Source organism: Streptomyces himalayensis subsp. himalayensis, from assembly GCF_013778455.1.
Classification (GTDB): Bacteria; Actinomycetota; Actinomycetes; order Streptomycetales; family Streptomycetaceae; genus Streptomyces; species Streptomyces himalayensis.
Genome location: NZ_JACEHE010000002.1, coordinates 529,233 through 551,806, shown reverse-complemented (window position 1 = coordinate 551,806; position 22,574 = coordinate 529,233). Strand labels below are relative to the sequence as shown.

General features: G+C 69.3%; 16 protein-coding genes. 6 read left to right on the top strand and 10 right to left on the bottom strand.

Features of this window, described 5'->3' with window-relative positions; all coding sequences use genetic code 11:
• Positions 1-7 precede the first annotated feature (7 nt).
• Genes H1D24_RS06260 through H1D24_RS06250 form a run of 3 tightly spaced genes read right to left on the bottom strand, consistent with a single transcriptional unit; the run spans position 8 to position 2,806 of the window.
• Complete coding sequence (locus H1D24_RS06260; RefSeq protein WP_181656343.1) at positions 8-919, bottom strand: ABC transporter ATP-binding protein; 912 nt, start codon at positions 917-919, stop codon at positions 8-10.
• On the bottom strand, positions 919-1,827 hold the full coding sequence (locus tag H1D24_RS06255; protein ID WP_181656342.1) for an ABC transporter permease: 909 nt from the start codon (positions 1,825-1,827) through the stop codon (positions 919-921). The genes H1D24_RS06260 and H1D24_RS06255 overlap by 1 nt, the downstream gene beginning before the upstream one ends.
• Entirely contained in the window at positions 1,817-2,806 is a 990-nt protein-coding gene (locus H1D24_RS06250; protein WP_181656421.1) for an ABC transporter ATP-binding protein, read from the bottom strand. Before H1D24_RS06250 ends, H1D24_RS06255 begins: the two co-directional genes overlap by 11 nt.
• A gap of 535 nt (positions 2,807-3,341) precedes the next feature.
• Here H1D24_RS06250 and H1D24_RS06245 point away from each other — a divergent pair.
• The 3 genes from H1D24_RS06245 to H1D24_RS06235 all read left to right on the top strand — a co-directional run bounded on the left by H1D24_RS06245 (position 3,342) and on the right by H1D24_RS06235 (position 5,923).
• A complete protein-coding gene (locus tag H1D24_RS06245) occupies positions 3,342-3,890 on the top strand; it encodes an RNA 2'-phosphotransferase (RefSeq protein WP_181656341.1) in 549 nt (182 codons plus the stop codon).
• 166 nt (positions 3,891-4,056) lie between these two features.
• Positions 4,057-4,971, top strand: coding sequence for an LLM class flavin-dependent oxidoreductase (locus H1D24_RS06240; RefSeq protein WP_181656340.1), 915 nt, complete (start codon positions 4,057-4,059; stop codon positions 4,969-4,971).
• A gap of 85 nt (positions 4,972-5,056) precedes the next feature.
• A complete protein-coding gene (locus H1D24_RS06235) occupies positions 5,057-5,923 on the top strand; it encodes an HAD-IIB family hydrolase (RefSeq protein ID WP_374064163.1) in 867 nt (288 codons plus the stop codon).
• Positions 5,924-5,951: 28 nt separating this feature from the next.
• Here H1D24_RS06235 and H1D24_RS06230 read toward each other — a convergent pair whose 3' ends face one another.
• The 6 genes from H1D24_RS06230 to hisC all read right to left on the bottom strand — a co-directional run bounded on the left by H1D24_RS06230 (position 5,952) and on the right by hisC (position 16,606).
• Positions 5,952-7,019 carry a M23 family metallopeptidase gene (locus H1D24_RS06230; protein WP_181656338.1) on the bottom strand — a complete coding sequence of 356 codons (1,068 nt, stop codon included), beginning with the start codon at positions 7,017-7,019 and terminating at the stop codon, positions 5,952-5,954.
• Positions 7,020-7,161: 142 nt separating this feature from the next.
• Positions 7,162-8,898, bottom strand: coding sequence for a sensor histidine kinase (locus H1D24_RS06225; protein WP_181656337.1), 1,737 nt, complete (start codon positions 8,896-8,898; stop codon positions 7,162-7,164).
• A 134-nt stretch (positions 8,899-9,032) separates the two neighbouring features.
• On the bottom strand, positions 9,033-12,659 hold the full coding sequence (gene cydD, locus H1D24_RS06220) for a thiol reductant ABC exporter subunit CydD (RefSeq protein ID WP_181656336.1): 3,627 nt from the start codon (positions 12,657-12,659) through the stop codon (positions 9,033-9,035).
• A 30-nt stretch (positions 12,660-12,689) separates the two neighbouring features.
• Positions 12,690-13,691: a cytochrome d ubiquinol oxidase subunit II gene (cydB, locus tag H1D24_RS06215; protein ID WP_181656335.1), complete on the bottom strand. Its 1,002-nt coding sequence runs from the start codon at positions 13,689-13,691 to the stop codon at positions 12,690-12,692.
• Positions 13,692-13,712: 21 nt separating this feature from the next.
• Positions 13,713-15,218: a cytochrome ubiquinol oxidase subunit I gene (locus H1D24_RS06210; RefSeq protein ID WP_181656334.1), complete on the bottom strand. Its 1,506-nt coding sequence runs from the start codon at positions 15,216-15,218 to the stop codon at positions 13,713-13,715.
• Between the two features lie 308 nt (positions 15,219-15,526).
• On the bottom strand, positions 15,527-16,606 hold the full coding sequence (gene hisC, locus H1D24_RS06205; protein WP_181656333.1) for a histidinol-phosphate transaminase: 1,080 nt from the start codon (positions 16,604-16,606) through the stop codon (positions 15,527-15,529).
• Positions 16,607-17,029: 423 nt separating this feature from the next.
• Between hisC and H1D24_RS06200 the strand changes: the two genes are divergently transcribed.
• The 3 genes from H1D24_RS06200 (at position 17,030) to H1D24_RS06190 (ending at position 20,506) form a co-directional block, all read left to right on the top strand.
• A complete protein-coding gene (locus H1D24_RS06200; protein WP_181656332.1) occupies positions 17,030-18,142 on the top strand; it encodes a LacI family DNA-binding transcriptional regulator in 1,113 nt (370 codons plus the stop codon).
• Positions 18,143-18,384: 242 nt separating this feature from the next.
• On the top strand, positions 18,385-19,467 hold the full coding sequence (locus H1D24_RS06195; RefSeq protein ID WP_181656331.1) for a metallophosphoesterase: 1,083 nt from the start codon (positions 18,385-18,387) through the stop codon (positions 19,465-19,467).
• A gap of 181 nt (positions 19,468-19,648) precedes the next feature.
• Positions 19,649-20,506 (top strand): hypothetical protein, encoded by an 858-nt coding sequence (locus tag H1D24_RS06190; protein WP_181656330.1) that lies wholly within the window; start codon positions 19,649-19,651, stop codon positions 20,504-20,506.
• Positions 20,507-20,635: 129 nt separating this feature from the next.
• On the opposite strand, the gene thiC is transcribed toward H1D24_RS06190, so the two are convergent.
• Positions 20,636-22,420, bottom strand: coding sequence for a phosphomethylpyrimidine synthase ThiC (gene thiC / locus H1D24_RS06185; protein ID WP_309484214.1), 1,785 nt, complete (start codon positions 22,418-22,420; stop codon positions 20,636-20,638).
• Positions 22,421-22,574: the final 154 nt, after the last annotated feature.

Genomic DNA, 22,574 nt, shown 5'->3' with positions numbered 1-22,574 from the left:
CGGCCTCCTACGCCGCGACAAGATACGAGAAGACGGACTCGAGGGACTCGTCGGACGGCGAGACCGTGAGCAGCCGGATGCCGTTGTCCCTGGCCACCCGCGGAAGCAGTGCCGTGAACCGGCCGAAGTCGACGGCCTGGATACGCAACGCGCCCTCGGTCACGTCCACTTCGATGCCCGCGGTCGACGGATCGGCGATCAGCGCGGCCGCGAGTGCGCGGTCGTCGCTGGAACGCACCAGATAGCGGTGCGGGCGGTCGGTCATCAGGCGGCGGATCTTGCGGAAGTCGCCGCTCGCCGCATGCCGTCCGGCGACGATCACCTCGATGTGGGAGGCGAGTTGCTCGACCTCCTCGAGGATGTGGGACGAGAAGAGGACGGTGCGTCCCTCGTCGCCCATGCGCCGCAGCAGGTCCATCAGCTGCATGCGCTGGCGCGGGTCCATGCCGTTGAAGGGCTCGTCCAGCAGCAGCACGGACGGCTCGTGGACGAGCGCGGACGCCATCTTGACGCGCTGCCGCATGCCCTTGCTGTACGTGGAGATCTTGCGGTCCTGCGCGTACTCCATCTCGACTGTGGCGAGCGCCCGTTGGGCGGCCCGTGCGTCCAGGCCGTGCAACTCGGCGTTGGCGACGACGAATTCGCGGCCCGTGAGGAAGTCGTACATGGCTTCCCGCTCGGGGACGATGCCGATCTTCCGGTAGATCTGCTCATTGCGCCAGATCGGCCGGCCGTCGAGGGTGACGGAGCCGGTGGAAGGGGCCAGGAAGCCGCCCATCATGTTGATGAGTGTGGACTTGCCGGCGCCGTTGGGGCCGAGGAGTCCGGTGACGCCGGGGCCGACGGTCATCGTGATGTCGTTGACGGCCACCACGTTGCTGAACCAGCGCGAGGCGTGGTCGATGTCGATCGTGGTCACTACAGCCCGACCTTTCGGTAGCGGCGCATCAGGATCCCGTAGCAGCCGGCGATGAGTCCCAGGACGACGAGCAGGTAGACGACGCCCGCGCCGGTCGAGGGGCCTTCCCCTCCGGGGAAGGCGGAGGTGGCGCCCAGGAAGGCCGTCTGCACGCCGTCGATGAGCGTGACCGGCGAGAAGAGCCCGAGCCAGCTCACCACCGCACCGTCGCTGCCCTGTGCGTGCGCGATGGCCTGGAGTGTGGAGACCGCGCCGTACGAGATGGTCAGGACGGCGATCACGGCCGCGATGCCGAAGCCCCGGCGGGGTGTGACCGCCGAGATGACGAGACCGATTCCGGCGAAGAGCAGCGACAGCAGCGCCACCGAGATCAACCCCTGCAGGAAGCCCTCTGTCTGGTCCGAGAAGTCAAGTTTGGCGAGCAGCGCTCCGATGTAGAGCACGAACAGCGGCGCCGCCGTGAGGATGAACATGGCGGAGGCCATCGCCCCGTACTTCGCGAGGACGTAGTCGCCGCGTTCGATGGGGCGCGAGAAGTAGAGGGGCACCGTCTTGAAGCGCAGGTCGCGCGAGACGGACTGCGGCCCCTGGGAGGCGATGTAGAGGCCGATGACGGCCTGCATCACGATCGCGTAGCGCGTGTAGTCGAGCGGCAGGTCCTTGAGCTTGGTCGTGACCGTGACCGCGACCATGATCGCCGCCGGTGCGCACATCACCCCGAAGAGCAGCATGGGCAGCACCTTGGACTTGGCCGAGCGGCCGAGTCCGTACGCGCCGCGCAGGGACTGCGAGAAGAGCGAACGGCGGGCGTAGGCACGGCCCAGGCGGGGGCCGTCGTAGTTGCGGTAGCCGATGTTGTGGATCCGGGTCTGCTCACCGGCGCCCGTGAGGGTCTGCTCAACCGCCATGGTGGACCGCCTCCTTCCTCTGCCCGTCAGTGTCCGTGTCCTGGTGCCTGGCCTGGTCCGGCCGGAAGACCTCTGCGATGTGGTGCCTGCGCTGTTCCATGCGGACGAGGCCGAGGCCCAGCTCGGCGACGAGGTCGCGCACGAGGTCGTACGTGTCCTCGCCCTCGGCCGTGAGCAGCAGCGTGTGCCCGGCGCCCGGCAGACCGCCTCCGGCGTCGGTGGTCACCCCGCGCGCGTGCAGCGCGTCACGCAACGCGCGCGTGCCGTCCGGGTGTTCGTCGGTGTCGGTGACCTCGATCGCGAGTGTCGTCGTGTTCTGCGTGAAGTCCGTGGTGGAGCTGGAGCGCAGCAACTTGCCGCCGTCGACGACGACGACGTGGTCGCAGGTGCGTTCCAACTCGCCCAGCAGATGCGAGGTGACAAGGACCGAGATGCCGAAGTCGGTGTGGACACGCCGGATCAGGCCGAGCATGTCGTCACGGCCGACCGGGTCGAGACCGTTGGTCGGCTCGTCGAGGAAGACCAACTGCGGGTCATGGACGAGCGCTTGGGCGAGCTTGACCCGCTGTTTCATACCGGTCGAGTAGCCCCCGATGGGGCGGTAGCGCTCCTCGTACAGGCCGACGTGGCGCAGCGTGTCCGCCGTTCGCTCGCGGGCTGCGGTCGGCGGCAACCCCGACATGCGCGCCATGTGGACGACGAACTCGGTGGCAGAGACGTCGGGCGGCAGGCAGTCGTGCTCCGGCATATAGCCGACGCGCTCGCGGATGGCGGCTCCCTTGGTCGCCACGTCGAGGCCGAGCACCTCGGCGCGGCCCTCGGTAGCGGGGGAAAGACCCAAAAGGATCTTAATCAGTGTGGACTTGCCGGCTCCATTGGCTCCGACGAGTCCGGTCACACCAGGCCCGATATCCATGGAGAGCCGGTCAAGCGCGGTCACCCTGGGGAACCGCTTGCTCAGGCTTTCGGTCACGATCACAGTCACGCCTCGAAGGTAGTGGCGCACACAACATCGGGCGTCAGACCAGGGGGTTGTCCCGTGGTCCGACTTCGGTATTACGGGCCCGTAGGGGTCCCCCTCAGGTCTCACCGAGGTGGGTTGAGGAATTAGTTGTGCATATCGTTTTCATTCTATGCATAGTTTACAATTCAGACTATACCGGTCACTATACCGGCTGAACCTCTACGACGACGGCCGAACCGAACTTGCCGCTCCAGCCGTTTTGTTGCCCAACGCTCTTGGATCCGTGCTTGATTGGCTTGGCGTCGACCGACATCAACACCCCCGACTATGCGAAAAAGCATATGCCTCCGGGATCTTGTGCTCCCATGTGGGCAAAATACCCAAACAGCCGTCAAGTTGATCAAATCACCTGATTCCTCAGTCCAGTTGTCCACAGGGTCTCCAATTTGCCCTGTGGATAACGCAGTTGTCTGTGGATCAAACATCCGACCCGAAGAGGGCGGGCCAAAACCGAGTGCGCGCCGGCGCGCCCGACGGGCACGCTGGCCGGATGGACGAAAGACGCACAGTGAAGGTGTCGAAGTACCTGGCGAAGCACCTGCGGCATCAGCCGGAGAGGATCGGGCTCACTCTCGACGAGGGCGGCTGGGTCGAGATCGACATCCTGATCACCGCTGCCGCCGCGCACGGCTTTCGCTTCACTCGGGACGAGCTCGACCATGTGGTCGCCGTCAACGACAAACGACGCTTCGCGATCGAGGGCACCCGGATCCGCGCCAGCCAGGGGCACTCCGTGGACGTCGACCTGGGGCTGCCCCAGGCGACCCCGCCCGCGTATCTCTTCCACGGCACCGTCGCCCGTCATCTGCCCGCGATCCGCGCCGAGGGCCTGCGGCCTATGAACCGCCACGACGTGCACCTCTCCGCCGACCGCGAGACCGCGACACGGGTCGGTGCGCGCCGCGGCCACCCCGTCGTGCTTTCCGTCGACGCGGGGGCCATGCACCGCGACGGACACGTGTTCCGCGTGAGCGCCAACGGCGTGTGGCTGACCGCGGCGGTACCCCCGGAATACCTGCGGTTTCCGGCGCCGCACTGACGACGGAGAACCGACCATCGACAACCGACGGCCGAACCGACCGGCGACCGACGACCGACGACCGGCATCGCTGCCTGCCGGCTCCGGCCGCCTCCTCGACTGCCGTCCTGCTCCCGCACACGACGCGGGCAGCGCCCACGCTCCGCGGCCGCTTACGCTCTGAGGCATGAGTCTGCGTCTGAGCACAGTGATCCTTCCGTACCGCCGATGGCACCAGGGCGCCCGCGCCACCTGGCAGCTTGCGGAGGAGCTGGGCTTCCACACCGCGTACACCTACGACCACCTCTCCTGGCGCACCTTCCGGGACGGGCCGTGGTTCGGCGCGGTGCCGACGCTGACCGCCGCCGCGGCCGTCACCGAGCGGCTGCGCCTGGGCACGCTCGTCACATCCCCGAACTTCCGGCACCCGGTGACGCTCGCCAAGGACCTGATCTCGCTCGACGACGTGTCGAACGGCCGGATCACGCTCGGGGTCGGCGCGGGCGGCACGGGCTTCGACGCCACCGCGCTGGGCCAGGAGCCGTGGTCGCCGCGCGAGCGGGCGGACCGTTTCGCCGAATTCGTTCAGCTCCTGGACACGCTGCTCACCGAGGACGGTACGGACGGCGTGTCGTACGACGGGGACTTCTACTCCGCGTCCGAGGCCCGCAACATACCGGGCTGCGTCCAGCGGCCCCGGCTGCCCTTCGCGGTGGCCGCCACCGGCCCGCGCGGACTGAAGCTCGCCGCGCGCCACGGCCAGGCATGGGTGACGACAGGTGACCCGAAGCTGTTCGAAACGGGCACCCCCGAGCAGTCGATTCAAGCCATTCGCGGCCAGGTCGAGAAGCTCGGCGCGGCCTGCGAGACGCTGGGCCGCGATGTCGCGGAACTCGACAAGATCCTGCTCACCGGGTTCACTCCGGACCGTCCGCTGGACTCCTTCGACGCCTTCGTGGACTTCGCGGGCAACCATGCGGCACTGGGCTTCACCGAGATCGTGATCCACTGGCCCATTCCGGACTCGGATTTCGCAGCCGACCAGAAGGTCTTCGAACGGATCGCGACCGAGGCCGTCCAGCAGCTCGACGGGCGCGGCTGAGGGAGACGAGACAGCCGGGGGCCAGAAGTACTCAGATGTGCGCCCCACCGCACGGCCGTGCTGGCATATGCGGGACACTGGGGTCGTGACCTCAGCGACCGCACGGCCCCGGACCCCGGCCTCCTCCGTACCGCCTCGGCTGATCGCCACAGACCTCGACGGCACCCTGCTGCGGGACGACAAATCCGTATCCGAGCGCACCATCGCCGCTCTCGCCGCCGCCGAGGCCGCCGGGATCGAGGTCTTCTTCGTCACCGGCCGCCCCGCACGCTGGATGGACGTCGTCAGCGACCACGTCCACGGTCACGGCCTCGCCATCTGCGGCAACGGCGCGGCGGTGGTCGATCTGCACGGTGGCCCCGGCAGCCACCGCTTCGTCAAGATCCGCGCTCTCGAGCCGGCGAGCGCCCTCGACGTGGTGCACACGCTGCGCGCCGCCGCCCCCGGGACCTCGTTCGCCGTCGAGCGGACCGGCGGTCTGCACCACGAACCGACGTATCCGCCCCTGCAGCTGGACCCCGGCGAGAGCGTGGCCCCCGCCGAGAAGCTGCTGGCCGAGGACTCCGACGTGGCGGACCAGCCTGTGCTGAAGCTGCTCGCGTACCACCCGACGATGGTCCCGGACGAGTTCCTGACGCTGGCCCGTGCGCACGCGGCCGACAAGGCGGCGATCACGCGCTCCAGCCCGAGCGCCCTGCTGGAGATCAGCGGCCCCGGGGTCTCCAAGGCCAGCACGCTGGCCCTGTGCTGCGCGGAGCGCGGCATCACACCGCAGGAGGTCGTGGCCTTCGGCGACATGCCGAACGACGTGGAGATGCTCACCTGGGCGGGCACCTCGTACGCCATGGGGAACGCTCATCCGGACGTGGTCGCCGTCGCATCCGGCCACACGGTGGCCAACAACGAGGACGGCGTGGCGATCGTCATCGAGGGGATCCTGGCCGGGCTGTAGAGCCGGGCGCCCATTTTGTGAGCACCTCTTACGGCCGGATGCGCACTCCCCGCTCCTTCAGCCACCGCCTCGGATCCACCGCGGAGCCGTAGTCCGGGGTGAGCCGCACCTCGAAGTGCAGGTGCGGCCCGGTCGAGTTGCCGGTCGTGCCCGACTGCCCGACCCACTGCCCCGCCCGCACCCGCTGCCCCTCGGCGACGGTGACGCCGGCAAGGTGCGCGTACTGCGTGAAGTAGCCGCCGGAGTGCTGTACGACGACCTCGATGCCGAAGGCGCCGCCGCACGACACGTTCACCACCCGGCCCGCCCCGGCCGCGCGTACCGGAGTGCCGATGGGCACGGCGAAGTCCTGCCCGGTGTGCCGGTGCGCCCAGTGCGCACCGACGCTGTCGAAGCCGGCGGAGAGTCTGTACGACGTCACCGGCGCGACCCACGCGCGCGTGGTGCTCGTTTTCTGCTGCTTCAGCCGTGCGGCTCTGGGGCACTTGCCCGCCGCAGCCGACCGGTCGGCCTCACCCTGAAGCTTCCACAGCGCGCGTTCGAGCTTCTGCGCGATGCTCCGCTTCAACTCGCCCATCTTGCTGTTCCGTTCGGCGAGGACGCGCCAGGCCTCGGCCGCCTTCTTCTCGTCGGCCGACAGCCGCGCCTCCGCTCTTTGGCTCTTCGAGACCGCGTTGTTGACAGCCAGATCCGCCTGCCAGACGGCCTGCTGGCCACGGATCAGATCCTCGGGGCTGTCCGCGAGCAGCAGCTGCGCGGTGCGCGGAAGCCCTCCACCCTCGCGGTACTGGGTGCGTGCGATGCGGCCGAGGTCTCCGTGCAGGACCGCGATGTCCCGCCGTTCCCGGGCGAGCAGCCTCTCGAGCTTGCGGACCCTGGCCTCCTGCGCCTTCGCCGCGCGCCGGGTCGTCTCGTACTGCTGGGCGGCCACGGACGCGTCCTCGTACAGCTGTGCCACCTCGGCCCCGGTGCTCAGGCCTCCCAAGGCACCCGTGCCGCCGGGGTCCGGCGATGCCGTGGCGGGCACGGCTGCGAGAGCGAGCGAGGCGCACAGCAGTACGGGCACGAGTTGCGGGCGACAGAAAGATGAGCGCATGCGTCGGATCGTTGTCCGCACATACGAGGACATACTGGTGCAACGCGTACGCGAGGAGGGACCGATGACCCGTACGGACCAGGCCTGTTCCGCCGAACAGGCCTCCGGCCACCCACTCGGCCCAAAGCCCCGGAAAGGCAGCTCAGCAGGCGGCCTGCCACACCAGCGTCGTACCGCGCCCGTCCTCGCCGATGCCCGGCCCGTGCCAGCTGTCCCCGCCCAGCGACTGCGCCCGCCGTTTGAGGTTCTTCAGGCCGCTGCGGCGGCCGCCTTCCGGGATGCCGACGCCGTCGTCCGAGACGGTCAGGCGTACGCCCTGCCGCCCGTCCGGCAGCGTCACACCGGCATCGACGACGACCTCGATACGCGACGCCCCGGCGTGCCGGAACGCGTTGGAGAGCGCCTCGCGCAGCGCCGCGATGAGATTCTTGCCGGTCATCTCGCCGACCACCGCGTCGACGGGACCGGTGAAGCGGTATGAGGGTGTGAAGCCGAGCGGCACGGCCGCCATGTTGATCTCGCGCAGCATGCGCGTGCGCAGGCTCGACGGAGCTTCGGCCGGGCCCTGCTGCAGGGCGAAGATCGCGGTGCGGATCTCCTGGATCGTGACGTCCAGTTCGTCGACCGCCTTGCTGACTCCGTCCTGCACCTCGGGCACGACGGACTTGCGCTGGGCGCTCTCCAGCATCATCCCGGTGGCGAACAGCCGCTGGATCACGAGGTCGTGCAGATCCCGGGCGATCCTGTCCCGGTCCTCGTACACCGCGAGCCGCTCCCGGTCGCGCTGCGCCTCCGCCATCATCAGCGCGAGGGCGGCCTGCGAGGCGAACTGGGTGGCCAGAGTCCGCTCCGACTCGGTGAACGGCCGGGCGCCACGCGCGCGTGGCGTGACGAGACCGCCCAGGACTCGGCCGCCACTCTGCAGCGGCAGCATCATCATGGGCCCGTAGTCGCGGGACAGATCGGTGATCAAGCGCGGGTCGGTGGCCGCGTCGTCCACGAACACGGCCTTGCCGTCCAGGAGTTCGGCGACGGCTCTGCTCTCCGGCGGGACGACCGCCCCCAGGAGGCCCGATGCGTGCTCCGAGGAGACAGCGACGATCTCCAGTCCGCCCTCGTCCGCGGGCAGCGACACGATCCCGGCCGCCGAGCCGGACAGCCGGCGGGCCTGTTCGGCGACGACCTGCAGCGCGTCCTCGGCATCGCCGCCCGACAGCAGCGCGGTGGTCACGGCGACAGAGCCGTCGATCCAGCGCTCGCGCTGCTTGGCGGCGTCGTAGAGCCGGGCGTTGCCGATGGCGATGCCCGCCTCGGTGGCGAGCACACGGACCATGTCGCGGTCGTGGACGCTGAACTCGCGCCCGCCGCGCTTCTCGGCCAGATAGAGGTTGCCGAAGATCTCCTCCTGGACGCGGACGGGAACGCCGAGGAAGGACCTCATCGGCGGATGGTGGGGCGGAAAGCCGTAGGAGCGCGGATCGGCCGTGAGATCCGCCAGCAGCACCGGCTCCGGCTGGTGGATGAGCGCGCCGAGCAGCCCTCTCTGCCCGTCGGGCAACCGGCCGATCAGCGAGGCCGTGGCCTCGTCGACGCCGTAGTAGACGAAGTCCGACAGCCCCTTGCCGTCCTCGTCGACGACGCCGAGAGCGGCGTAGCGGGCGTCCGCCAGTTGGGCGGCGGTCTCGCAGATGCGGTCCAGCGTGTTGTGCAGCTCCAGTCCTGTGCCGACGGACCGCATCGCCTCCAGCAGCTGAGGCAACCGTGCGGTCAGCTCCGGTGACAGCCCTTGCAGACTCCGGGCCGACGGTGCGGCGCCCCCGCCCGGCGTCGGCCCGCCGTGAGGATCCGGCGCTGGGCCGGGCGTGGCTGCTGCTGCCATGCCATGAGCCTAATTTGTACCTTTCGCGGCGGAAAGTCGGCAGCGCCCGCAGCGGCCGGCCTGTCAGTCAGCACGCCGTCACCAGCCCGCCGTCAGCGGCCCGCGGTCACCAGACCGCCGTCACCAGACCGCCGTCAGCGGCCCGCCGTCACCAGACCGTCCGTCGCGGCCTCCCGCTCGCGCATCCGGCGCAGCGGGCCGTCCACCGCGGCCAGCGCCGCGGACGCGCCGCGCTGCACCGGACGCCCCTGGTCCAGCACGATCACTTCGTCCACCGCCTCCAGACCGGCCAGCCGGTGGGTGATCAGCAGCGTCGTCCTGCCCTCCGTCGCGGCGAGGAGATCGGCGGTCAGCGCGTCGGCCGTCGGAAGGTCGAGGTGTTCGGCGGGCTCGTCGAGTACGAGGACGGGGAAGTCGGCGAGGAGCGCTCGGGCCAGCGCCAGCCGCTGCCGCTGCCCTCCGGACAGTCGGGCGCCGTGCTCGCCGACGAAGGTGTCCAGCCCGTCGGGCAGCGCGTCGGCCCAGTCGAGCAGCCGGACCCGCGCGAGGGCCTCGCGCAGCTCGGCCTCGGTCGCGTCCTTGCGGGCCAGCAGCAGGTTCTCCCGTACCGAGCTGTCGAAGAGATGCGCGTCCTGCGCACACAGCCCGACGAAGCGCCGCACGGCGTCACCGTCCATTGCGCAGGCGTCCGTACCGCCGAGCGTGTACGTCCCCTCGCTCGCGTCCAGGAACCGCAGCAGCACCTGCGCCAGCGTCGTCTTACCGGATCCGGACGGCCCGACGACGGCGATCCTGCGCCCCTGCTCCAGGGTCAGGTCGAGGCCCGCGAGCGCGTCGCGGTGCTGACCGGGGTAGCGGGCGCGCAACCCGGTGACCCGCAACGGGAACGGCGTCGCCGGCGCCTCCAGCGGCCGCTGCGGCTCCTGTACGGGCACGGGGGCGTCCAGCACCTCGTGCACCCGCTCGGCGCTCTTCTGCACCCGCTGCCGGTACTGCACGGCCAGCGGAAGCCCCAGCACGGCCTCGAAGGCCGCCAGCGGGGTGAGTACGACGACCGCCAGCGCCACTCCGCTGAGCCGCCCCTCGTGGACGGCCTGGACGCCGGCGAGGGCGGTGGCTGTGACGGTCAGCCCGGAGGCCAGCGCGGACAGGCCGTTGCCGAGGGCAGTGGCGGTGGCCGCACGGGAGGCGATCCGCGTCAGCACAGTGTCGGCCCGCTTCGCCTCGGCGGTACGGGCGGGCAGCGCACCGGCGACGGTCAGTTCGGCCGTCCCGGCGAGCAGATCGGTGACCCGTGTCGCGAGCACTCCGCGAGCGGGGGCGAGCCTGCGCTCCGCCCGCCGCGCGACGGCCCCGCTCACCAAGGGAACGCCGACCCCGGCCACCAGCAGGCCGATCGCGAGGGCGCCGCCGGCCTCGGGCAGCAGCCACGCGGTGAAGCCGACGGAGAGGGCGCCGACGACGAGCGCCGCACCGGCCGGCAACAGCCACCGCAGCCAGTAGTCCTGCAGCGCGTCCACGTCGGCGACCAGCCGTGACAGCAGGTCCCCGCGGCGCGCGTTCCGCAGGCCCGCGGGCGCGAGCCGCTCCAGACGGCGGTAGACCGCGACCCGGGTGTCGGCCAGCATCCGCAGCACGGCGTCGTGCGACACGAGCCGCTCGGCGTACCGGAAGACAGCCCGCCCGATGCCGAACGCGCGCGTGGCCGTCACCGCGACCATCAGGTACAGCACGGGTGGGTGCTGCGACGCTCGCGAGATCAGCCACCCGGAGGTGGCCATGAGCCCTACGGCACTCCCGAGCGCCAGACTGCCGAGCAGCAGGGCGAGTCCGAGCCGCCCGCGCCGGGCACCGGCGAGGCCGCGTACGCGGGCAAGCGCCCGGCCGGACCGGGCGACGCGCCCTTCTGCCGCGGCCTCCCCCAACGGCTCGGCTCCTCCCGTGTGAGCGTCCACCGCGGTGGGGCCGCGTGAGCCGTCAGGGCCGCTCCCGGAGGGCAGGTCGGCATCCGTACGGGCCGTCCGGGCGGGGGAGACCAGGAGAGCGCCGGAGGCCGCCCCCGCGGGGCGGATCCCACGAGCACCGGAGGCTGCCGCCGCAGCATGGATCCCGTCCTCGCCTCCCGCGGCCTCCAGTCGCACGATCCGATCGGCGACCGCGAGCAGCGCGGGCCGGTGGACCACCAGCAGCACCGTCCGCCCGACCGCCAACCGCCGTACCGCGTCCACCACTTCGGCCTCAGTAGCCCCGTCCAGCGAGGCGGTCGGCTCGTCAAGGAGCAGGACCGGCCGGTCGGCCAGGAAGGCGCGGGCCAGCGCGAGACGCTGCCGCTGTCCGGCCGACAGCCCGGCACCGTCCTCGCCGAGCACCGTGTCCACCCCGTCCGGCAGCGCGGCCACGAAGTCGTACGCCCCGGCATCGCGCAAGGCACGCACAACCGCCTCGTCGTCGGCGTCGGGCCGCGCCAGCCGTACGTTCTCGGCGATCGATGCGGCGTACAGGTGCGGACGCTGCGGCACCCAGGCGATCCGCTCGTGCCATGCCTCCCGGGATATCTCCGAGAGGTCCGTGCCGCCGACGTGCACCCGGCCCTCGGTGGGCTTCACGAACCCCAGCAGCACGTTCAGCAGCGTCGACTTGCCCACGCCGCTCGGCCCGACGAGCGCCACGGTCTCGCCCCCCGCGACCGAGAACGAGGCATCGGCGACCGCCGCAGACGACCGGCCCGTGTACCGGACCGTCACCCGCTCGAAGCTGATCGGCCCCTCCGGCACGGCACCCGATCCGGCGGCCGGCACCGGCGTCTCGAGTACCTCGAAGATCTCCTCGGCGGCGGACAGCCCTTCTGCCGCCGCGTGGTACTGCGCACCCACCTGCCGTACCGGGAGATACGCCTCGGGAGCGAGCACCAGGATCACCAGACCGATGTACAGATCCATCTCGCCGTGCACGAGCCGCATGCCGATGGTCACCGCCACCAGCGCTACGGAGATCGTCGCAAGCAGCTCCAGGGCGAAGGACGACAGGAAGGCGATACGCAGCGTCCGCATCGTCGCCCGCCGGTACTCGTCCGTGATGCGCCGGATCGACTCGGCCTGTGCCTTGGCCCGCCCGAACACCTTCAGCGTGGGCAGCCCGGCGACCACATCAAGGAAGTGACCGGACAGCCGGGACAGCAGCCTCCACTGACGGTCCATATGGGACTGCGTGGCCCAGCCGATGAGCACCATGAAGACCGGGATCAGCGGCAGCGTGCCGACGATGATCGCCGCCGACACCCAGTCCTCGGTCACGATGCGCGCGAGCACGGCGGTCGGCACCACCACAGCGAGCCCCAACTGCGGCAGATAACGCGAGAAGTAGTCGTCGAGCGCATCCACGCCCCGCGTGGCGAGCGCGACCAAGGATCCGGTCCGCTGACCGCTGAGCCACCCCGGTCCCAGCTCACCCGCCCGCTCCAGCAACCGGCCGCGCAGCTCCGACTTGACCGCCGCACTCGCCCGGTGCGCGGCCAGCTCGGTGAGCCAGCCGACGATCCCGCGCCCCACCGCCACCGCCGCCAGCAACAGCAGCGGCATCCGCAGATCCGCGGCGCCCAGGCCCTGTTGGAAGGCCCCGACCACCACCTCGGCGATGAGCATCGCCTGGGCGACGACCAGCCCGGCGCCGATGACCCCGAGGAGCACCACGGCGACGAGGAAGAGGCGAGTGGCCCGGGCGTACCTGAGCAGGCGCGGGTCGATCGGTTTCACGTGAAACACACCCTCCTGGTGTGACGACCCTTCATGGGGTCAGTGCGCGTCCGCGATGTGCTGCGTACCGATCCGCTTGCGGAACACCCAGTAGGTCCAGCCTTGGTAGAGCAGCACCAGTGGCGTCGCGATCGCCGCACACCAGGTGATGATCTTCAGGGTGTACGGAGCCGACGAGGCGTTGGTGACCGTGAGGCTCCAGTCCGCGTTGAGCGAGGACGGCATGACGTTGGGGAACAGCGCCAGGAACAGCATCGCGACGGCCGCGACGATCGCGACGCCCGACAGCGCGAACGACCAGCCCTCGCGCCCGGCACGTACCGCGCCGATCGCCCCGACCAGCGCTGCCACGGCCACCACCATCGCCACGAGGCTTTCGCTGTTGCCCCGGTGGACCTGGGTCCAGAGCAGGAAGACGGTCACGAGGGCGACGGTCACAAGGCCGAGCCGCTGCGCAAGCTGCCCTGCCCGCTCCCGGATGTCCCCGACGGTCTTCAGCCCCGTGAACACCGCACCGTGGAAAGTGAACAGCGCCAGCGTCACCAGGCCCCCCAGAACCGCGTACGGGTTGAAGAGGTCCCAGAGGCTGCCCGCGTACTCCAGGTCCGCATCGATCTTCAGGCCGCGCACGATGTTGCCGAAGATCACGCCCCAGAGCACCGCCAGTACGAGAGAGGTCCAGAAGATCGCGTTCTCCCAGTTGCGCTGCCACTGCTCCTCGTCCCGCTTGTGCCGGTACTCGAAGGCGACCCCGCGCACGATCAGGCAGACCAGGATGACGAGCACCGGCAGATAGAAGCCGGAGAGGAGCGTCGCGTACCACTCGGGGAAGGCGGCGAAGGTCGCGCCGACCGCCGAGATCAGCCATACCTCGTTGCCGTCCCAGACGGGTCCGATGGTGTTGATCAGCACCCGCTTCTCGACCCGGTTCCGGGCCAGCAGCTTCGTCAGAATCCCCACCCCGAAGTCGAAGCCCTCGAGGAAGAAGTAGCCGATCCAGAGGACGGCGATCAGTACGAACCAGACGTCGTGGAGTTCCATGCCTTGAGCGCTCCCTCGGCCTCAGTAGGAAAAGGCCATCGGCTTGTCGGCGTCACGGCTGTCGCCGCCGATCCTTGTGGGCGGGTTGAGGTCGGCCTCCGTGAGCTCGGGCGGCCCGGCCTTGACGTACTTCACGAGCAGCTTGACCTCGACGACGGCGAGCACCGCGTAGAGCAGCGTGAAGACGATCATCGAGGTGAGAATCTCGCCCTGCGACACACCAGGGGAGACCGCGTCCCGTGTCTGGAACAGGCCGTACACGACCCACGGCTGGCGTCCCATCTCGGTGAAGATCCAGCCCCAGGCGTTGGCGATCAGCGGGAAGGCCAGCGTCCAGACCGCGATGCGCCAGTACCAGGTGGTGAGCTTCGGGCCGAGCGGCTTGGCGAACGGCACCAGATGCGGCACTTCGTCATCGCCCACCCGCAGATGCCCCGGCAGCATGAACTTCTTGCGGCTCAGCCAGAGCCCGGCCAGACCGATGGCGAACGACGCCATACCGAAGCCGATCATCCACCGGAAGCCCCAGTAGGCGACGGGGATGTTGGGCCGGTAGTCGCCGGGCCCGTACTTCTCCTGTTCGGCCTTGTTGACGTCGTTGATGCCGGGGACGTACGAGGTGAAGTCGCTCTTGGCCAGGAAGGACAGCAGTCCCGGGATCTCGATGGCGACCTTGTTGTGGCCCTCGTCCACGTCGCCGTACGCGAACACGGAGAAGGGCGCCGGGCCCTCGCCGTCCCAGAGCGCCTCTGCCGCGGCCATCTTCATCGGCTGCTGTTCGTACATGACCTTGCCGAGGAAGTCGCCGCTGACGGCGGTGAGCATTCCGCCGATGACGACGGTGACCAGGCCGAGGCGCAGCGAGGTCTTCATCTCGGATATGTGCTTCTTGCGCAGCAGATGGAAGGCCGCGATGCCGACCATGAAGGCGCCGCCCGTGAGGAAGGCCGCCGACAGCGAGTGGAACACCTGCGTGAGGGCGGTGTTCTGGGTGAGCACGACCCAGAAGTCCGTCAGCTCGGCACGGCCGGTGGACTCGTTGATCTTGTATCCGACCGGGTGCTGCATCCAGGAGTTGGCCGCGAGGATGAAGTACGCCGACAGGATCGTGCCGATCGACACCATCCAGATGCAGGCGAGATGGATCTTCTTCGGCAGCTTGTCCCAGCCGAAGATCCACAACCCGATGAAGGTCGACTCGAAGAAGAACGCGATGAGCGCCTCGAAGGCGAGCGGGGCGCCGAAGACGTCACCGACGAAGCGGGAGTAGTCGGACCAGTTCATGCCGAACTGGAACTCCTGCACGATGCCGGTCACGACACCCATGGCGATATTGATCAGGAAGAGCTTGCCCCAGAACTTGGTGGCCCTGAGGTACTTCTCCTTCTCCGTCCGCACCCAAGCGGTCTGCAGACCCGCTGTGAGCGCCGCGAGCGAGATCGTCAGCGGGACGAAGAGAAAGTGGTAGACGGTGGTGATGCCGAACTGCCATCGCGCCAGGGTCTCCGGCGCCAGAGCGAGATCCACCTCGACTTCTCCTTACGTGCCGTGGTGACAGCGGCAGTCTGACCCTTTGATCACGCCCATAACGGGAGCAACCAGGCAGGCTTGTGAAAGCGTTCACATTCACAAGCATTATTGCCTACTGTCATACGGCACTGGCAGGGGGGTGCCCTTACTGCGGGGAACTGCCTCCGAGCTGGGAAAACCGGGGAAAGGGGCCTTGAGCCCCCAGCAGCGGACGCAGGCAGGGGGCTCAAGAGAGAAGACGCTCGTGCATCGGGGCGCGGCCGCGGCCCGGTAGGGCCCGCAGCTGACCTGGACGCGGACGCCGCTCAGTGATCCTTGCGGAACGCCCCCGCCGTGTGCACGAAGATGTCGTTCGCCTCGGTCTCGCCGATCGTGACCCGCACACCCTCGCCGGGGAACGGCCGCACGACCACGCCGGCCTGCTCGCACGCCGCCGCGAAGTCGGCCGTACGCTCCCCCAGCCGCAGCCATACGAAATTCGCCTGCGTCTCGGGCACCACCCAGTCCTGCGCCCGCAGTGCCTCGACCACGCGATTGCGCTCGCAGACGATGCAGCCCACCCGGCCCAGCAGCTCGTCCTCGGCGCGCAGACTCGCCACGGCCGCCTCCTGTGCGAGCTGGCTCACGCCGAACGGGACCGCCGTCTTGCGCAGGGCGTCCGCCACAGGCTCGTGCGCGATGGCGAAACCGACCCGCAGCCCGGCCAGACCGTACGCCTTGGAGAACGTGCGCAGCACGCACACGTTCGGCCGCTGCCGGTAGATCTCGACGCCGTCCGGCACCTCGGGATCACGGATGAACTCGCGGTACGCCTCGTCCAGCACCACCAGCACGTTGCTCGGCACCCGGTCGAGGAAGCGCTCGAGCTCGGCCCGGCGCACCACCGTCCCGGTCGGGTTGTTCGGGTTGCAGACGAAGATCAGCCGCGTCCGCTCGGTGACGGCGTCCGCCATCGCGTCGAGGTCGTGCACCTCGCCCTCCGTCAGCGGTACCTGCACCGGCGTCGCACCGCTGATCCGCGTGATGATCGGGTACGCCTCGAAGGACCGCCAGGCGTAGATCACCTCGTCGCCGGGGCCGGAGGTGGCCTGCAGCAGCTGCTGCGCGACACCGACCGAACCCGTGCCGGTGGCCAGATGCGACAGGGGCACGCCGAACCGGTCGGCCAGTTCGTTCATCAGGCCCGTGCACCCCATGTCCGGGTAGCGGTTGAAGGACCCGGCCGCGGCGATCGCCGTCTCCATCACGCCAGGCAGCGGCGGATAGGGGTTCTCGTTGGAGGACAGCTTGTACGCCACGGGTCCGCCGACCGCGGCGGGCTTGCCCGGCTTGTACGTGGGGATACCCTCCAGCTCGGCGCGCAGCCTCGGGCTCGTCTCGCTCACCGCAGTCCTCCTCGTCACACCCAGGTTCGAATACTCCTCACCCTATGAGGATTCGGCGCCCTTGCGAATGGTGGGCGACAGCCCGCGGTCGTGGACCTTCCGTACGGATCAAACCCCCGGTCAAGGGCGTACGGACAGGGCGTCATCGGGCTCGCGAGAGGGACGGGAGCGCTCGCAACACAGCGCGCGCCCCCTGTACGCGCCGTGGCGCGCATCCCCCGTCAAGGTGAGTTGAGACCGCATCGCAACATCTATCATTTGGCAGGTCTAATGGCCCTGGCAGATGATGTACTTCTGTCGAATCGTTCATCCTCCTTTTGTTCTAAGGAAACTGACCCATCGTCGCCATGCAGAAACGTGCCTGTTGGTCGGCGCATATGCTCCCGCGCTACCCCACCGAATGAGCCCTACTATCGGCTCGCCATGACAGCAGCAGGGAAGCACCAGGTGAGCCGCGCGGAGACCCCCCGTCGAGGCAGCCGGACGAGCAGAGCGGGCATCAGGGACGTCGCCGCCGCCGCCGGTGTCTCCATCACGACCGTCTCCGACGCGCTGAACGGCAAGGGCCGACTACCGGACGCCACACGCCGCCATGTCCGCGAGGTCGCAGACCGGCTGGGCTATCGCCCCTCCGCCGCGGCCCGCACGCTCCGTACCGGAAAGTCGGGCCTCATCGGCCTGACGGTGACGACGTACGGAGACGAACCGTTCACCTTCACGGAGTTCGCGTACTTCGCGGAGATGGCGAGAGCCGCGACCTCAGCCGCGCTCGCCCGTGGCTATGCGCTGGTCATCCTCCCCGCCACCTCCCGGCACGACGTCTGGTCGAACGTCGCGCTCGACGGGACCGTCGTCATCGACCCCTCCGACCACGACCCGGTCGTCAGCGAACTGGTGCGCCAGGGTCTGCCCGTCGTCTCCGACGGACGCCCGGCCGGCTCCCTGCCGGTGACCGCCTGGGTGGACAACGACCACGAGGCCGCGGTCCTCGGCATCCTCGACCATCTCGCCGCCGCCGGAGCCCGCCGCATCGGGCTGCTCACCGGCACCAGCACCGACACGTACACGAACCTGTCCACGACCGCATACCTGAACTGGTGCGAGCGCGTCGGTCAGGACCCCGTGTACGAGGCCTACCCCGCCCATGACCCGTGCGCCGGAGCGGTCGCCGCCGACCGGCTGCTCGCTCGCCCGGACCGGCCGGACGCCGTCTACGGGCTCTTCGACCCCAACGGAACCGATCTGCTGGCGGCGGCGCGCCGGTACGGCCTGCGCGTACCCGACGATCTGCTGCTGGTGTGCTGCAGCGAGTCGTCCGTCTACGCCAACACGGAACCGCCCATCACCACGCTCTCCCTCAAGCCGCGCCGCATCGGCACCGCAGTGGTGCAACTCCTCATCGACGCCATCGAAGGCGTCGAGTCGGACCAACCGGTCGAACAGGTGATACCGACAGAACTCATCGTGCGGACCTCCTCCCAGCGGCGGCAGGCACGCCCCATCGTCAGCCCACCCCGCTCCCCCGGCCAGGGATAGATCAGGGCGGAGCACGGTACGGGCAGGCGAACGGGAAACGTTCGTCTGTCATGACCTGCAGGGAAACCCCTGCCCAATTCGGGAGAAAACTTCGGTGAACCGGGGTACTAAGCCGATTCACCACCCCTGGGTCATCACACAGAACGAGCCGCATTCCTATGATGGGCGGACGACACCGCGGGCCGCTGCGACCAGGCAGTCCGAACCGGTGCAGATGCGGCGCAATGGTGGTGGAGGGGTCGATGACTCAGGGGGCCGGTCAGGGACCCGAGGTGCGGACGGCGACGCTGCGCGACTTCCGCGTTCCGGCGTACGTCCACGAGACCGGTCCGTATGCGCACAATGCCGCCCCGACCGGGCAGCACACCGGCGTGGCCACAGGCACCGCTGAGCCCGAGGGCTACACACCGACCCAGCGCGACCTCCCGGTGATCAACCGGGGAGACACCCTCCAGGTTCCGCTCGCACCGGAGCAGGCGGCCGACCCGAGCACCCCCGAAGGTCTCGGCCCTCTCTACGTCGTGGGCGACGTCCACGGCTACCTCGACCAGCTGGTCGCGGCGCTCCAGGACAAGGGCCTCATCGACGCCGAGGGCAACTGGTCCGCCGGCAACACACGGCTGTGGTTCCTCGGCGACTTCACCGACCGTGGGCCCGACGGTGTCGGCGTCATCGACCTCGTGATGCGGCTGTCCGCCGAGGCCGCGGCCGCCGGCGGCTACTGCAAGGCCCTCATGGGCAACCACGAACTGCTGCTGCTCGGTGCCAAACGCTTCGGCGACACCCCGGTCAACTCCGGCGCGGGCACCGCCACTTTCCAGGCCGCCTGGCTGCTCAACGGCGGCCAGAAGACCGACATGGAACGCCTCCAGGACCACCATCTGCAGTGGATGGCCCGCCTCGACGCGATGGAAGAGGCGGACGGCCATCTCCTGGTGCACTCCGACACCACCGCCTACCTCGAGTACGGAGACTCCATCGAAGCGGTCAACGACACGGTCCGCGAAACCCTCACCCGCAACGACGCCGACGAATGCTGGGACCTCTTCCGCAAGTTCACCAAGCGCTTCGCCTTCCGCGACGACGAAACAGGCACCGGCGCCGTGCGTGAACTTCTCGGCACCTACGGCGGCACCCGGATCGTGCACGGCCACAGCCCCATTCCGTACCTCCTCGGTGAGGTGGGCTCGGAGGATGGCGAAACCGGCACGGGGCCCCTGGTCGAGGGACCGCACGTCTACGCCGGCGGGCTGGCCATCGCCATGGACGGCGGCGTGACCATGGCCGGAAAACTGCTGGTCTGCCAACTTCCCCTGGATGAATGACCGTTTGCCGGGCAGGCGTCCGGCAACGACGGCAGCTCTGGCCACGGACCCAATTTCCGGAAACCCCCTGTCACCACCAGCCGTGGCCGCTCTACCATCAGTTTATCCGTAGCAGGCTCCCCTCCGTTTCTGCCACGGCTCGCACCCATGCGAGCTCCCAAGCCCTACGGAGCATCGGGGGATGCACATGAACAGCGCTCCGCACCTGCTGAATGAGGACCGCCAGGAGTACGAGCGGATCCTCGATGAGGCGCTGCGCTCCGCACCACACCGCCCTGATCTGGCCGCCATGGGCCGTCAGCTCAACGCCGAGCAGCTGCGCACCATGGCGCTCAATGCCACGGCGCTGATCACGGCGGCCGCCGCAACCGAGTACCAGCACTATGTGAAGGTCCGTGACGAGCTCCGCGAGCCCGCGCGGCCCAGCACGCCCGTACGCGACGGGACAAGCCGCACGGAGTCCGGCTCGGGCGCCGTGGGGCTCGCCACCACCACGGGCGAGGTCACCGAGCCCGTCGGCGCCGGTGTGATCGCCGTCGTCGCCGTGCTCAGCCCGGTCCTCGCCGGAACCGCAGCGGCGATCTTCCTGCTCGTCGGCTACGTCCTGAAGGCGCTCGACCCCCGGGAGGCGTTCGCAGGCACCCTTCTGACGACCGGATGGGTGTTCACCGCGATCACGGCGGCCGCCATCCTGGTCGCCGCGGTGGGTCTGCTGCTCACCGCCCTGCGCAACGGCTCCACGTCACTCCAGGCCGACGAGTACAACGAGCACAGCGAGGCGGTCGACGAGGCCAGGGAAGCCTGGCACGAGGCGCTTCTGGAGCGCGGCATACTGCCGTTCCTCAGGGACGCCCTGTCCGGCCCCGGCCCGACACCGCCGAGCCGCCCCACGCCGACCAGCCGGATCCCTCAACTCGGCTACAACCGGCCTGGCTTCAGCAGCCCGGAGGGCGGCCCCGCAGCCGGCCCGCGCCCCAGCTACTCCAGCCCGGACTTCACAAGCCCGGACTTCGGAGGACCGGAGCACAAGCCGGAGTGAGCCCGGCCGGAGCGAGCCGAGCCGGCGGGGCCGGGCGCCGGCCATGTCCGCCGACGCCCGTCAGGACCGATGACGGCAGAGCCACGTGGGCCTCTCGAAGTACGAATGAGAGGCCCAAGCGGCCACCGCTCAGTCGGCAATCGGCAGATAAACCCGACTGCCGGCCGCCGCGAACTCCTTGGACTTCTGCTCCATGCCCGCCTCGATCTCGCTCTTCGTACTGCCGTGTTCGCGGCGGATGTCCTGCGAGATCTTCATCGAGCAGAACTTCGGGCCGCACATCGAGCAGAAGTGCGCGGTCTTCGCCGGCTCGGCCGGGAGCGTCTCGTCGTGGAACTCCCGGGCCGTGTCCGGGTCGAGGGCCAGGTTGAACTGGTCCTCCCAGCGGAACTCGAAGCGAGCGTCCGACAGGGCGTCGTCCCACTCCTGGGCACCCGGGTGCCCCTTGGCGAGGTCGGCTGCGTGTGCGGCGATCTTGTAGGTGATGACACCGGTCTTGACGTCGTCACGGTTGGGCAGGCCCAAGTGCTCCTTAGGTGTGACGTAGCAGAGCATCGCCGTACCCCACCAGGCGATCATCGCGGCACCGATGCCGGAGGTGATGTGGTCGTACGCCGGCGCGACGTCCGTCGTCAGCGGGCCGAGCGTATAGAACGGAGCTTCATCGCAGATCTCCTGCTGGAGGTCGATGTTCTCCTTGATCTTGTGCATCGGGACATGTCCCGGGCCCTCGATCATGGTCTGGACGTTGAAACGCTTCGCGATCCGGTTCAGTTCCCCGAGGGTCCTGAGCTCGGCGAACTGCGCCTCGTCGTTGGCGTCCGCGATCGACCCGGGCCGCAGACCGTCGCCCAGCGAGTACGTCACGTCGTAGGCCGCGAGGATCTCGCAGAGCTCCTCGAAATTCTCATAGAGGAAGCTCTCCTTGTGGTGCGCGAGGCACCAGGCGGCCATGATCGAGCCCCCGCGGGAGACGATGCCGGTCTTGCGGTTGGCGGTCAGCGGTACGTAGGGCAGGCGCACGCCCGCGTGGACGGTCATGTAGTCCACGCCCTGCTCGGCCTGCTCGATGACCGTGTCCTTGTAGATCTCCCAGGTCAGCTCCTCGGCCTTGCCGTCGACCTTCTCGAGGGCCTGGTAGAGGGGGACCGTGCCGATCGGGACGGGGGAGTTGCGGAGCACCCACTCGCGCGTGGTGTGGATGTTGCGGCCGGTGGAGAGGTCCATGACCGTGTCCGCACCCCAGCGGGTCGCCCAGGTCATCTTCTCCACCTCCTCCTCGATCGAGGAGGTCACGGCGGAGTTGCCGATGTTGGCGTTGACCTTCACCAGGAACCGCTTGCCGATGATCATCGGCTCGATCTCCGGGTGGTTGACGTTGGCGGGCAGAACCGCGCGTCCGGCGGCGATCTCCTCGCGTACGACCTCCGGGTCGACGTTCTCGCGGATCGCCACGAACTCCATCTCGGGCGTGATCTCACCGCGGCGTGCGTACGCGAGTTGCGTCACGGCCTGGCCGGTGCGGCTCCTGCGCGGCTGGCGCGGCCGTCCGGGGAAGACGGCGTCCAGGTTGCGCAGTCCGCCGCGGGGCGAGGTGTGCTTGATTCCGTCGTCTTCGGGGCGGACCGGGCGGCCCGCGTACTCTTCGGTGTCTCCGCGGGCGGTGATCCAGTTCTCGCGGAGGGGCGGAAGGCCCCTGCGGACGTCGGTGGTGGCGGACGGATCGGTGTACGGCCCGGATGTGTCGTACAGCGTGACGGACTGCCCGTTGGTGAGGTGCACCTGACGGACCGGCACGCGCAGGTCGGGGCGTGAACCCTCGACGTGCGCCTTGTGCCAGCCGATGGACTTCCCGGACTCGTCCTGCTGGCCGCTCTGGCCGGAGGCAGGCGTGCGTGCGTCCTTCATGGTCATGAGACCTACTCCCTACGCCGGCATTACCCGGTAACAGGTTCAGCGGTCGACGCAGCGGCTTCCGTCTGCCGATGTTCATGTGAAACATCGCGATGACGGAGGTCAGCGCCCTCTCAGCCCGGTGCTCCGAGCTCCCGCGATTGCAAAAGTGCCT

Bases quoted from the DNA above. Each gene is read 5' to 3' on its own strand.
- H1D24_RS06200 (WP_181656332.1), top strand. From the start codon at position 17,030: ATGACAGCAGCAGGGAAGCACCAGGTGAGCCGCGCGGAGACCCCCCGT.
- thiC (WP_309484214.1), bottom strand. From the start codon at position 22,420: ATGACCATGAAGGACGCACGCACGCCTGCCTCCGGCCAGAGCGGCCAG.
- H1D24_RS06225 (WP_181656337.1), bottom strand. From the start codon at position 8,898: ATGGCAGCAGCAGCCACGCCCGGCCCAGCGCCGGATCCTCACGGCGGG.
- H1D24_RS06245 (WP_181656341.1), top strand. From the start codon at position 3,342: ATGGACGAAAGACGCACAGTGAAGGTGTCGAAGTACCTGGCGAAGCAC.
- cydB (WP_181656335.1), bottom strand. From the start codon at position 13,691: ATGGAACTCCACGACGTCTGGTTCGTACTGATCGCCGTCCTCTGGATC.
- H1D24_RS06240 (WP_181656340.1), top strand. From the start codon at position 4,057: ATGAGTCTGCGTCTGAGCACAGTGATCCTTCCGTACCGCCGATGGCAC.
- H1D24_RS06195 (WP_181656331.1), top strand. From the start codon at position 18,385: ATGACTCAGGGGGCCGGTCAGGGACCCGAGGTGCGGACGGCGACGCTG.
- H1D24_RS06230 (WP_181656338.1), bottom strand. From the start codon at position 7,019: ATGCGCTCATCTTTCTGTCGCCCGCAACTCGTGCCCGTACTGCTGTGC.
- H1D24_RS06255 (WP_181656342.1), bottom strand. From the start codon at position 1,827: ATGGCGGTTGAGCAGACCCTCACGGGCGCCGGTGAGCAGACCCGGATC.
- H1D24_RS06190 (WP_181656330.1), top strand. From the start codon at position 19,649: ATGCACATGAACAGCGCTCCGCACCTGCTGAATGAGGACCGCCAGGAG.